Origin of the sequence: Aeromonas sp. 604176 (assembly GCF_049170755.1) — a bacterium.
Classification (GTDB): Bacteria; Pseudomonadota; Gammaproteobacteria; order Enterobacterales; family Aeromonadaceae; genus Aeromonas; species Aeromonas veronii_A.
Genome location: NZ_JAAKNE010000012.1, coordinates 18795 through 31073 on the forward strand (window position 1 = coordinate 18795; position 12279 = coordinate 31073).

Below are 12279 nucleotides of genomic sequence, written 5' to 3' on the forward strand. Positions count from 1 at the left end.
TTGTGCTGAAAATAAACCGCAAAGCACAACTTTTGGGCAAACAATCCGAAAATCCGGTTTTCGGGAAATTCGCGGGTTGACACCCGCCGCCCTGGTCATTAATATTCGCCCCGTCTTAACGAGACAGGCAATTCCTCCTTAGTTCAGTCGGTAGAACGGCGGACTGTTAATCCGTATGTCACTGGTTCAAGTCCAGTAGGAGGAGCCACTTTTCCCTCGTAGTTCAGTCGGTAGAACGGCGGACTGTTAATCCGTATGTCACAGGTTCAAGTCCTGTCGAGGGAGCCACATTTGAAGCCCAGCTTTCGAGCTGGGCTTTTTCATATCCATCTCTCCATTGTTTCAAGCTGAGCCAGCTCCCCCTCACCGCTTGCTCTGCCACATTCCCCTCGCAGTGAACGATCCACTCTCCCTGTTTTCTCTCAACTCAAATTCGACTAACTTCCAAAACGTCCAACTACAGCCAAGTAGCTGGTTCCTTGTGCCTTGGTTACCTAGCCACCGGCAGGTCCTCCCAGCGGGTGGTGTAGCAGGGGCTCGGGTGCTCTTGTCGCATCATCCACTCAGGCAACCCCGTACCTTGGCTGGCAAAGCCTACGCGCCCCAATCCCTTGGCTTTGATCTGGTCCATCACTGCCATCAGCGCATCTGATTGAGCGGAGGACGGGGCAAAGAGATCTGCCTGTTGTTGCCCCTTGGGGGTGAACTCACTCAGCATGACGCCCCCCTTCTGATAACGGTAACCGTCGCGCCAAATCTGCGGTAGCAGCACGTTCACTTGCTGCAGCAGCAACCGGGTATCATCGCTAGGGCAGACCAGCCGGACGCCAGCCTGCTCACTGTAGTAAGGGGCTCGTTCATCAAAGGGGCTGGTTCGCACGAACAGGTGCACCCGCTGGCAACACATCCCCTCGGCCCGCAGCTTCTCGGCTGCGCGAGCCATAAAGCCTGACAACGCCTGGGCCATTTCTCCACGGTCGGTCACGCGCTCACCAAAGGAACGGCTCGAGAGGATCTGCTGCTTCGCCGCCGGTTCAACGGTCAGCTCTGCGCAAGGCAGGCCACGCAACTCCTGTACGATCCGCTCGACCACCACGCCGTATTGGGCGCGTAACCCTTTGGCGTCGCTAGCCACCAGGTCAGCAACGGTATTGATACCTTGTGCCACCAACTTGGCCCCCAAGCGCCGTCCTATGCCCCACACCTCGTCCACCGGGGTGATAGCCATCAGCCGGGCACGGCGCAGCTCGTCACGCAAGTCCACGACGCCGCCCGTGGCAGGCCACTTCTTGGCTGCATAGTTGGCCAGCTTGGCGAGGGTCTTGGTGGGTCCGATCCCAACCCCTACCGTGAGGCCGGTCCACTGCCACACTCGCTGCCGGATCTGTTGCCCATAGGCTGTCAGGTCCCCGGCAAACGACTCCGACAACGCCATGAACGCTTCATCGATGGAGTAGACCTCAAGCTCAGGGGCCATGGTCTCCAACGTGCTCATCACCCTGCCAGACATATCGCCGTAGAGCGCGTAGTTGGAGCTGAATGCCACACCGCCATGCGCCTCGAACTGCTCGCGGATCTTGAAGTAGGGCCCGGCCATCTTGATACCCAGCGCCTTGGCTTCGGGGCTGCGCGACACCACGCATCCATCGTTGTTGGAGAGCACCACGATCGGGCGGCCACGCAGCTCAGGGCGAAACAGCCGCTCACAGCTGGCGTAGAAGTTGTTTACATCAACGAGCGCTATAGCCATCACGCTGCCTCAGATTGCCAATCACATGGGTGACCACTCCGAACAACTCCAGGGAGAGGCTCATACAAGGGTCGATAGGCGCGAACGCCGGATTGGCTGGCAACAGCCGCAACCTTGGCTTGAGCTGCAAGGTCTTTACCGTGAAGCCGCCATCGAGTAGTGCAATCACCACATCACCATGGCGCGGGGTGAGGCTCTTATCGACCACCAGCAAGTCACCGGGAAGATACCGACCCCGGTCATGCTCTCCCCCTCGGCGCGCAGATAGAAGGTGGCTGCAGGGTGCGCCACGCAATGGGTGTTGAGGTCCAACTTCCCTTCCAGATAGTCGCTGGCTGGGCTGGGAAAGCCGCAAGAGGCGCGGTGCAAGAACAGCGGGATGGTCACCTCGGCGGGTGATGGGTCTGGGGTTAACAGCTTCATAGCAAAAGCCTGTGTTTATATACAGGCATTATAGCGCACCTCCTTTGAACCAGCGCAAGTCCTCATCCACAGATGCATGAATCACACGCACACTCACAGTTCCAATGCTTCCACCAACAAAAGGGCATAGCAGGAAAAGCTCACCGCGTGCTAATTTTTGCTTTCTGGCTAGGAACCCCGTAGATAATACCGTCAAGGCAGAATGTGGTTTCCCAGCCTAACGTGGCATGTTCATTCCCATTTGTGATAGCTGTTAGGGGGCATCTCCATAGATATAAAGGAATCCTGCAGCCAACATTTCACCTTCGAGATGCTGTTTCACTGTGGTGAAACTTGGCAACGCATCCAATGCACAAACTTGCCTGAACAAACCGAGAGCTGGCTGGCCTACCGTGAACTGGCAACGCATATTCTCGATCCGCTGGTAGAAGCATTTGGCCACCCATTGCTGACCTATGGGTTTTGTGGAGTAACACTGCGCAAAGCTATTCTTTCCAACGCCTCCCCCGGTATAGCCCCCACACTCGATCAACATGCGGCCTGTGAACTCAATCAGCGAGGAAGCGTTATCTGTCCTCGGCAAGGGGCCGCGGTTGATCTGATATACCTAGGGAAGAACAGCTATCAGGTAGCCCTTTGGTTGGCGCAACACACCCCGTTTGATCGTCTCTATCTCTATGGCCCAGACCGGCCACTGCATATCAGCTATGGGCACGAACAAAACCGCGCCTTGGTCGAACTCAACACTCACCATGGAAGACGAATGCCCAAGCGGCTGACACTCACCCAACTCAAAGGAATGTGCTGATGCTGACCCCCGAGCGCTTCACGCAACTGGTCGCGGCCCTGCCATACAAAAAAGTGCTGCCCGACGCGGTCTATCTGCACAAAGAGACCCTGGCCACGACCTGCCCACAGCTCTACCGTTTTGTCTGTGCGGTAGCACAAGCGCTCAAACTCCCGGAGTGTGAATGGGATCTGGTCAAGTTGGCAAAGCAGGAGTTTCGGCTGTCACTGCTCAGCTACCCCACCTTCTTCGAAGAGGCCTACCCCAGCCTCAAGCAGAGCGTGACCGTTGATCTGGCCAAACTAAGCCATACCGTTACCCGCTACGACAGCCAGGACAATCCCCCCATTCTGCACCGCAAAGAGTGCATGCTGACCCCCGATCATCCACAAGTAGAGATCTGTCGCCAGATCACCGAAGAGGGGGAGTTGGCGGGACTTTACGATCATCCCCGTATGATTGGCTTCAAAGCATCGTGGGAGCGGCTTATCGCAAGACACGGCTACCAACTGGTTGATGGGCGCCTGTTTCGCATCTCCGCCCTGCCGCCCGAAGAGGGGGGCCCACAAATTGATCGCCATAAAACCGCGTTGGTTCGCCATGAACTCTCGGCCCCCATGAAGATGCTGGCACGCCATGGTTATCTCAACGGCGACTATGCGCTGTTTGATTACGGTTGCGGCCGAGGGGATGACCTGCGGGAGCTGGAAGCACACGGTATTGATGCGCTGGGCTGGGACCCGAACTTTCGCCCGGATGGGGAGAAGGTGGTCTCCCATCTGGTCAATCTCGGTTTTGTGATCAACGTGATTGAGGATCAAGATGAGCGAATGGAGGCGCTGCTCGGCGCCTGGGAGCTGACCCAAACCCTGCTGGTCGTCTCGGCCATGCTGGCCAACGACAGCTTTATTGCCCAGTTCACTCCTTATAAAGATGGCGTTATCACCTCGCGCAACACCTTTCAGCGCTACTACAACCAAAGCGAGCTCAAGCACTACATAGACAGAACATTGGATGAAAATGCCATCGCCGTGGGGCCAGGCATCTTCTATGTGTTCAAAGACAAGCTCGAAGAGCAGCGCTTTTTGGCACAACGTCAACGCCGAAACCACAGCTGGCAACAGCTGACCTCGCCCACGCCCAACCATCAGGCCGCAGCAGCACTACTGATCACTCGCCATCAACCGCTGTTTGAAGCCTTCTGGCAGCGGGCGCTGACCCTTGGCCGAATTCCAGCCACTGACGAGTTTGAACAAAGCGACGAGTTAAGAGAGATAGCAGGCAGTCATCGCAAAGCCATGACCCTGCTTGGCCAGCATTTTGACCTTGCCCAGTTAAAGCAGGCCGAGCTGGAGCGGCAGCAAGATTTGCTGGTCTACCTGGCACTCAACCTGTTTGGCAAACGCCAAACCTATACCCACTACCCCAGCGAGCTGCAGCGGGATATCAAAGCCTTTTTCGGTGGCAACCCGCAGGCACAGCAGGCCGCCAAAGCACTGCTCTACCAGATTGCGGATATCGCCCTCATCAACCAAGCCTGCGAGCTGGCCCATCAACAGCTACCCAACAGCCTGCTCTATCCCAGCCATTCACTGCTGCTACACAAATGCTTTATTGCGCAATTACCGCCGCTGCTGCGTGTCTACCTCGGCGCGGCTTGCCAGCTCTACGGTGACTTGACCGATATCGACGTGATCAAGCTGCACATCCGCTCCGGCAAGGTGAGCCTGATGGGGTATGACGACTTCAGCAAACCCATCCCCCATCTGGTGGAGCGGGTCAAGATCAAGATGGCCGATCAGGAGGTCGACTTCTTTGACTACATCAATGAGCAGACCCGGCCACCGCTGCTCAAAAAAAGCTATCTGATGGCACCGGATGATCCGAGCTTCAAGGCACAACGAGCGCTGGAGCAAAGATTGAGCAAACTGCTTAGGATGGACCTGGAAACGGAGCATCACTTGAGTCGCCAACAATATGAATCAGCTCTCAAAGAGCAAAAAAGGCGAATTTCAGGCTTTCGTATTTGTAGCGTAAAAGAGTAAAATCAGCGCCCCAAAATAACGTAAAAACCACTTATTCCTCGCTAAAACCTAATCGACAGTCTTATAACAACATACAATTACGTTAATTTTGACGTAAAGCACGACTTCAAGTAGGACTAGCCAGGAGCATCATCATGAACCACTTTGACGCTGACTACTGCTACTCATTCCCCGCAGTGCGTGGGATACAAGCCGGTCGCCCCTTCTATATCGCGACCTGCCCGATGCGCATCATCCCCAAAATTTTCAACTTCGATGAGAGCGAAGTCCCCCCTGAATTGCGGGCGCAACGCACATTGAACAAATCCCGGATCCCGGAAATGGTGCGATACCTCTTGGAAAATCCCAAGGATTACGTCTTCTCTGCCTTGACTGCGTCAATAGCTGTTGACGTCGAGTTTGCTGAACATCCCGGCTCCAACAATCTGGGCACTTTACGGGTGCCCATGGATGCACAGATCCTGATCAACGATGGTCAGCACCGCCGCAAAGCTATCGAAGAGGCGTTGGTAGAGCGCCCCGAACTGGGTCAGGACAACATCCCTGTCTTGTTCTTTGTCGACGAAGGGTTAACCCGAAGCCAGCAAATGTTTGCTGATCTCAACAAGTACGCGGTCAAACCCAGTCCGTCACTGTCAACGCTCTATGACCATAGAGATCAAGGCTCTGAGCTTGCTCGCCACCTGGCTACCAGCATGGAGCCCTTCGTCGGGCTTACTGAGATGGAAAAGTCGAGCATCTCCCAGCTCTCCAGCAAACTCTTCACCTTAAGTAGCATCAAGCAGGCAACCCGAGCCCTACTGGGCAAGGGACCTAAAGAGGGCTGCACAGATGAAGAGGCCAAGCTGGCGGCTCTCTATTGGAAAGCGGTCTACGACCAGATGCCTGATTGGCAGATGGCCAGTCGCAAAGAAGTATCGCCAGCCCAACTCCGGCAGGAGTATGTACATGCTCACGGCGTCGGCCTGCAAGCTCTCGGTATGCTCGGCCGCTTTTTGATAAGCGAGCATCCTGATACCTGGCAAGCAGACCTTGGTAAGCTCAAGACCATTGATTGGCGCAAAACCAACCCGGAATGGATTCGCAGAACCATGTCACATGGCAAGCTAAGCAAATCCACCACAGCGCTCCAGCTTACCTGTAACGCCCTTAAAACATCACTCAACCTTCCCCTCACCCCCGAGGAGAAGGTACTTGAAGCTCAGGTTGTCTCTCAATGAACCCCTTGATTCAGGCCCATGATCTGGCCGATTACGAAGATTTCATCAATACCGAGCCCTTTGCCGGCCGCCCACTGGCCGAGTATGTAGCTGAAGTACAACGTATCTACTGCGCTGACAAACGACCCTGGGTCATTGGTTATAGCGGAGGTAAAGACTCTTCTGCTGTGCTGACGCTGGTCTATCTGGCACTGCTGGGGTTACCGCCCGAAATGCGCCACAAAGATGTCTTTGTCGTGTCATCAGACACCCTGGTCGAGACCCCTGTTGTCGTCGATTTGATCATTCGGACCATGGATCAAATCGAAAAGGGCGCCAAACGCGATGCGTTACCCATTACCTCTCACCCTGTCGTACCCAAAACCCATGAGACGTTTTGGGTAAACCTGCTCGGCAAAGGCTACCCTGCCCCGACTCGCAGCTTTCGCTGGTGTACCGAGCGAATGAAGATCAACCCGGTCAGTGACTTTATCAAAGACAAGGTCAGCCAGTTTGAAGAGGTGATCGTTGTGCTCGGCTCTCGCAGCAGCGAGAGTGCTTCCCGTGCCCAGGTCATTGCCAAGCACAAGATTGATGGAACCCGTCTTGCCCGCCATACCACGCTGGCTAATGCCTTCATCTACACCCCTATCGACACTTGGGATGTTGAGGATGTCTGGAAACTGCTGCGCGGCGCCTTCAAATACGCGCCAGATGATGTGGAGGAGTGGGAAAATCCCTGGGGCGGCAATAACCGCCCGCTCTGGACTCTTTATATGGACTCCTCAGGTCAGGGTGAATGTCCATTGGTCATTGATGACAGCACCCCCTCTTGTGGTAATTCACGCTTTGGTTGCTGGACCTGTACCGTGGTCACCAAAGACCGAGCCATGGAGAGCCTGATCCAAAACGGCGAAGACTGGATGCTACCCCTACTCAAGTTTCGTAATCAGCTAGCTCTGACGACAGACCCTGCGCAAAAAGATACCTACCGTAACTACAAGCGCCGCACCGGCAAGGTGAGCTACCAATACGCCAAAGAGGGTGAAGAGCTTAGCGCAGAGCGCAAGCACGTCCCCGGCCCTTATTGGCTGAGATACCGCCAAGAGTGGCTTAAAGAGCTGCTCGAGATGGAGCGTGACCTCAACCTGCGTGGCCACACCATTACTCTGATCACCAAGCCGGAGCTGCATGCAATTCGCCAGGAGTGGTTAACTGACCCTAACGAACCGGATTGGAATGACTCACTGCCAGCTATATATCGGGAAGTGTATGGCGAAGACCTCGACTGGCTAATCGACGATCAGTCACGCTTCAACGCCAGCGATGCCGAGCTGCTGGCACAACTAAGCCAGGGCTATGATGTCGAGCCCGAAATGGTGATGAAGCTGATAGAGCTCGAAATATCCCTTGAAGGGCTTAGCCGCCGCCAGGGCGTTTTCGCCAAAATAGGCACCATTCTGAAACAGGATTGGGGCAGCCTCGAAGCCATTGAGCAGAAACAGGCACAATTACAAAAGCGCAATGAGCGCGATCTCTATCAAGAAGAAGTGGAACAAATTGAACAGTCGCTTGCAGAATTGCAAAAGCAATTGGCACAAGCCGACGATATGGCGGCACTGTTTAGTGAGGCAGTAAAAAATGATCATTAAGAAGTTGGTCTTACATAATTTTCGTGTGTTTCGTGGTCACCACGAAATAGAGCTGACCCCACAAAAACGTGGAAATGAGATCATTGATAGGCCTATCGTGCTGTTTGGTGGCCTCAACGGTGCAGGCAAAACGTCGATTTTGTCAGCCATCCGTTTAGCGCTATATGGACGCCTGGCCTTCGATAACCTGATCCACAATCAGGACTATATTGACCAACTTACTGCACTGATCCATAACGGCGTCAGCGTCTCTCAGCAACCTAAAGATGCCTCGATTGAACTCGTGTTTACCTATAACCAGGGTGGCACTGAGTCTGAATTTACCGTTATTCGCAGCTGGAATCGCAATAAAAAAGATAGACTCAAGCTGCTGCAAAATGGGGTCGAGCTGGACGAGCTTAACTATGAGCAGTGCCAGGGTTTTCTCAATGAGTTAATCCCGCACGGTATTGCTGATCTCTTCTTTTTTGATGGTGAGAAAATCGCCTCATTGGCAGAAGATGAATCGGGCAAGATTCTGCAGACCGCGGTACGCCGCCTGCTGGGCCTTGACCTGATTGCCAAACTGCGAACCGACCTTGGCATCTACTTAAAGCAACAAGGAGCCAAAGAGCTGGGGACCCAACAACAGCACAAATTGGCCGAGCTGGAGCAAAATAAAAAGCTGTTTGCCAAACAGGCTGAACATTATCGATTTGAAGCCGACTTGGTGATGGCAAGGATTGGCCTGATTACCCAGGATATTCAGAAATATGAAGCCATGTTGGCAGCACAAGGTGGTGCATTTGCGCGGACAAAAAATCAGGAGCAGCAGAAAGTTGCTGAACTGGTAAAAGAAAAAGAACAGCTTGAAAAGAATCTGCGCCATGAATGTGATGGCTCCCTCCCCTTTGCGCTGGCCCCCAACACCATGGCCAAACTGCAGCAACAGCTGGCCAAAGAAATAGAGATAAAAAGGGCTCGCAGCTTTTCCCAAGAGCTCAATCTTTTTCTCGAACAGCTTAAAGCCAATATCGGCTTTAAAGGTAAAGAGACGCTGGCCATCACAACCCAGGCGATCGAAGAGCAGCTTGACAGCTTTATGGCCAACAAGCCGCAAGGTGAAGTCCTCTTTGACATCTCTGAGCGCGAGACTCACGTCATCATCGCGGCAATCAGTGAGGATTGCCAACGGGCTTGGAGCAAATTTGATGCACAGCGTCGTGAATTGGCCGAGGTTGAACATCAACTGGAGCAAGCAGCCAGCAATATTGAACGAGCACCTGATGATGAGCAGCTGATGGATATTTTCCAAACCCTGCGAGACATGGACAATCAACGGCAAGAAGAGCGCCACAAATACAAGGCTCTGCTGGAACAAGCCAAACAAGCGGTAATGAATCAACTGGATTGCGCCCGCCAGATCCAGAAATTGCACGATAAAGCCAGAGAGCAATATGGTGCCGTGAGTGCAGTGCAATATGCCAATGAAACCATCAGTTTACTGGATGAATACAGCGATGTATTGACCCAGGCCCGGGTTAAAACGCTGGAGCAGAATTTTGAGGTGGCCTACCGAAAATTGGCCAGAAAAGAAGATCTGCAGATTAAGGCCAGGATCAATCCTCACACCTTTGATGTGGAGCTGGTAGACGAAGCTGGGATTGCTATCAATAGAAAGTCGCTCTCTGCCGGTGAGAAGCAAATTTATGCCATCGCGATCCTGGAAGCCTTGGCTAAAACATCTGGTAGACAACTGCCGGTCATTATTGATACCCCGCTGGGGCGCCTTGACTCACATCATAGAGACAAGCTGATTCATCACTACTTCCCCTATGCCAGTCATCAGGTGATATTACTGTCGACTGATACCGAAGTGGATGAACGCTATTTTGCCAGTGCTCTTGCTGATGATATCTCTCATGCCTATCAGATCCGCTTTGATGCGCTGACCAAGTCATCAAAACTGACCAAGGGCTATTTCTGGAAAGAGAGTCCTGTCCAAGTGCAAGCCAAGGAGGTTTGTTAATGCTCCCGAATCGCATGCAGCTTACCCGCCAAACGGAAGAGCAGCTTAAACGACTTAAAGCCAATACAGGGATCACGCCCAATGTGGCCGCACGTCTGGCTTTTTTCCGCTCAGTGGAAACTGATTTTCGCTACCACCCTGATCATAAAAAGCTGGATGGCAACCTGGTACTCGACAAAATCACCTGGCTGGGAGAAACACTGGTTGTTACCGAGCTCACCCTCCAGATGATTTATCCTGACCTGGATCATAAAGAGTGGATAAAAGCCTGGGCTGCTCATGTGGAAGATGGTATAGCTTCACTACGTAATCACCGTAGTCTAAGCGATTTTACCAAAGCCATATGACTGAAAAAAAAAACGTAAAAATCTTCCATGGACGGAAGATGAATACAGATTAGCCTTGATTGTTTATCAGGATCTTAAGCGTTGTGGAGAGAAAATTAGTGCTAGCAACCCCAAAGTTGTTGCACTTAGTCAACTACTCCAAGTACTCGATATCTATCCAAGATCAGAGAGAGGCGAAAATTTCCGGGAGCCTGATGGTGTCAGGTCCCGGATTTCATATTTTAAGCGAATGGATGATGGTGAATCATATAGTGATCGAGAAATGCAGTTTCAAGTATGGAAAAAATATTACAAGTCGGGATTATGATATTTATAGCATCCATATTTTTGGTGCTGCATTTGCGATCATCTCACCTCTTTCCACGATCCAGGCAACACTCCACATTTGTCCGCTGTTAAATTTTTCATATATTTTCTTGGTTTCTGGGAATACAGAGCCCTTATATTCGATGACTTTATCAATGAAAACTTTATTTTTTATTGATTGATTTATAGATTTATTTAACAGGGTCATATTACCAATGCAATAGATGAAGTCATTTATTTGCGTCCCTTCAGAAGGATGAAAAACCCCCTCTTTTTTCCATAATTCAGGCTGTTGTGGAATAACATGTTCTAAATGTACTTCGGAATAATTAGGGATTGACTCACCATTAGCATGCCAAATATAGAATTTTGATAGAATATATTTTGCCAGCTGGTTATCTTGAGTTTTGAATTTTTTCATCGCCTCAATAAATGCGTCATCACCGATTTTATCTTTATGAGCATAGAAGGGCATTAACACATCATTAAGTGTAGCTTCTTCTTTTTTCATCTCTCGGATAACAGAGTCAAATACCTTTTTTGCACCACCGACAGAATAATCGCCAATTGTGATCCATCTAAAGAGAAATGAAAGACTAACCCGAGTTATTTCCTCTAAAAATTCCGGTCTATTATTTATAGTGTACATAATTAATGGGTAGCAGGTAGTGTACTTCATTGTATTTATTTCACCACAGAACCCAAGATACTTTTCTTTATTATGCTTACATTCAGGAAAAGCAAGATTTTCTGCTGCATATTCTGAAAATTGACTCGCTTTCTCTAACAAATCGCCTGAAAATGAATCAACATCTATATTCTTACTATCAATATATTTGCTAATATACTTGTAGAGTTCTTTCTTAGTTGTATTTATGCCTCTTATTGCCTCCCAATACACTCGAAGAAAATCCACAGGTGATAAACGACTAGACTCTACTAGATTTATCATGTCATCCCAATTTGCAAGCAATCGATCACTCTGCTCTTCATCACCAGCAGACTTCATCAATATTTTGTTTTTAACTAAATCCGATACACTTAAATCCATCCCTTTTGAATTCAATGACTCAAATAATAAAAATGCGTCATAGTCTGTCTTCACTTCTATAGTTATGAACTTTAATTTCTTAACCATATGAACAAGCAGACTATTTAGCTTAGAGATCGCGTCATCTCCAGTAATAGTATCTTTAATTAAAGAAAAGAATGTTTTCTTTGTTTTAATCAATCGTTTATCTGATTTGTTAATTCTTAATTGTTCATCACTATGAAGAACATCATCTAAGTTTCTTACTATATGCTGAAAGCATAAATTATCTTTCTTATTTAATTTTAGGAAATAATTATCAGGTTCACTCGCCTCTCTAAGTCTATTGATCGCAATAGTCGTAATTCTGTTGGCCTTTTCGAGATTTTCCTTATTTCTTGGTGTGTCTTTAAATATTTCTGGATAGCTAGGAAATGCTTTTGATATTGACACAATGACGGCAAATAAAATTGAAAAAGTAGCTAATCGTTGTTGACCATCCACTATGTCAAATAAATCATCTTTAGTATCATTTTTTTTAAGAACTATCGTTCCCATAAAATATTCAGAAGACTGATCATGAGCATTATTAAGATCAACCCAAAGAGTTTCCACCTCATTTGGAGACCAAGAATAATCTCGTTGATAATCAGGAACAACATAACTAGTCTCAAGACCAGATAGGATTTTTTCAAGATTTTTACTTTCAGGTATTATTTCCATTTTTCACAC

The 12279-nt window shown here is 50.1% G+C and carries 8 protein-coding genes, 2 tRNA genes and 1 pseudogene; 8 read left to right on the forward strand and 3 right to left on the reverse strand.

Annotated features, from left to right (window positions below; translation table 11 throughout):
- The first annotated feature begins 132 nt into the window (after window positions 1-132).
- A tRNA-Asn gene (locus G5358_RS03655) sits at window positions 133-208 on the forward strand.
- Window positions 209-212: 4 nt separating this feature from the next.
- Window positions 213-288 (forward strand) — tRNA-Asn (locus G5358_RS03660).
- Window positions 289-490: 202 nt separating this feature from the next.
- Here G5358_RS03660 and umuC read toward each other — a convergent pair.
- Window positions 491-1750, reverse strand: a complete 1260-nt coding sequence (gene umuC / locus G5358_RS03665) for a translesion error-prone DNA polymerase V subunit UmuC (RefSeq protein ID WP_421320172.1) — start codon at window positions 1748-1750, stop codon at window positions 491-493.
- Window positions 1731-2173, reverse strand: a pseudogene (gene umuD / locus G5358_RS03670) (translesion error-prone DNA polymerase V autoproteolytic subunit). Before umuD ends, umuC begins: the two are co-directional and overlap by 20 nt.
- A gap of 358 nt (window positions 2174-2531) precedes the next feature.
- On the opposite strand from umuD, the gene G5358_RS03675 reads away from it, so the two are divergent.
- The 6 genes from G5358_RS03675 to dndE all read left to right on the forward strand — a co-directional run bounded on the left by G5358_RS03675 (window position 2532) and on the right by dndE (window position 10211).
- Window positions 2532-2981, forward strand: a complete 450-nt coding sequence (locus tag G5358_RS03675) for a hypothetical protein (protein WP_371177731.1) — start codon at window positions 2532-2534, stop codon at window positions 2979-2981.
- The gene (locus G5358_RS03680; RefSeq protein ID WP_421323624.1) at window positions 2981-5005 is read left to right on the forward strand and encodes a DNA phosphorothioation-associated putative methyltransferase; all 2025 of its coding nucleotides are present in this window, start codon (window positions 2981-2983) and stop codon (window positions 5003-5005) included. Before G5358_RS03675 ends, G5358_RS03680 begins: the two co-directional genes overlap by 1 nt.
- Before the next feature lie 134 nt (window positions 5006-5139).
- Window positions 5140-6225: a DNA sulfur modification protein DndB gene (dndB, locus tag G5358_RS03685; protein WP_041209432.1), complete on the forward strand. Its 1086-nt coding sequence runs from the start codon at window positions 5140-5142 to the stop codon at window positions 6223-6225.
- Window positions 6222-7856, forward strand: coding sequence for a DNA phosphorothioation system sulfurtransferase DndC (dndC, locus tag G5358_RS03690; protein WP_421323625.1), 1635 nt, complete (start codon window positions 6222-6224; stop codon window positions 7854-7856). Before dndB ends, dndC begins: the two co-directional genes overlap by 4 nt.
- Window positions 7846-9864 (forward strand): DNA sulfur modification protein DndD, encoded by a 2019-nt coding sequence (gene dndD, locus G5358_RS03695; RefSeq protein WP_421323626.1) that lies wholly within the window; start codon window positions 7846-7848, stop codon window positions 9862-9864. The genes dndC and dndD overlap by 11 nt, the downstream gene beginning before the upstream one ends.
- Window positions 9864-10211 carry a DNA sulfur modification protein DndE gene (gene dndE, locus G5358_RS03700; RefSeq protein ID WP_216979222.1) on the forward strand — a complete coding sequence of 116 codons (348 nt, stop codon included), beginning with the start codon at window positions 9864-9866 and terminating at the stop codon, window positions 10209-10211. The genes dndD and dndE overlap by 1 nt, the downstream gene beginning before the upstream one ends.
- A 310-nt stretch (window positions 10212-10521) precedes the next feature.
- Here dndE and G5358_RS03705 read toward each other — a convergent pair whose 3' ends face one another.
- On the reverse strand, window positions 10522-12270 hold the full coding sequence (locus G5358_RS03705) for a DUF262 domain-containing protein (RefSeq protein ID WP_421323627.1): 1749 nt from the start codon (window positions 12268-12270) through the stop codon (window positions 10522-10524).
- Window positions 12271-12279: the final 9 nt, after the last annotated feature.

Bases quoted from the DNA above. Each gene is read 5' to 3' on its own strand.
- G5358_RS03680 (WP_421323624.1), top strand. From the start codon at position 2,981: ATGCTGACCCCCGAGCGCTTCACGCAACTGGTCGCGGCCCTGCCATAC.
- dndE (WP_216979222.1), top strand. From the start codon at position 9,864: ATGCTCCCGAATCGCATGCAGCTTACCCGCCAAACGGAAGAGCAGCTT.
- umuC (WP_421320172.1), bottom strand. From the start codon at position 1,750: ATGGCTATAGCGCTCGTTGATGTAAACAACTTCTACGCCAGCTGTGAG.
- dndD (WP_421323626.1), top strand. From the start codon at position 7,846: ATGATCATTAAGAAGTTGGTCTTACATAATTTTCGTGTGTTTCGTGGT.
- dndC (WP_421323625.1), top strand. From the start codon at position 6,222: ATGAACCCCTTGATTCAGGCCCATGATCTGGCCGATTACGAAGATTTC.
- dndB (WP_041209432.1), top strand. From the start codon at position 5,140: ATGAACCACTTTGACGCTGACTACTGCTACTCATTCCCCGCAGTGCGT.
- G5358_RS03705 (WP_421323627.1), bottom strand. From the start codon at position 12,270: ATGGAAATAATACCTGAAAGTAAAAATCTTGAAAAAATCCTATCTGGT.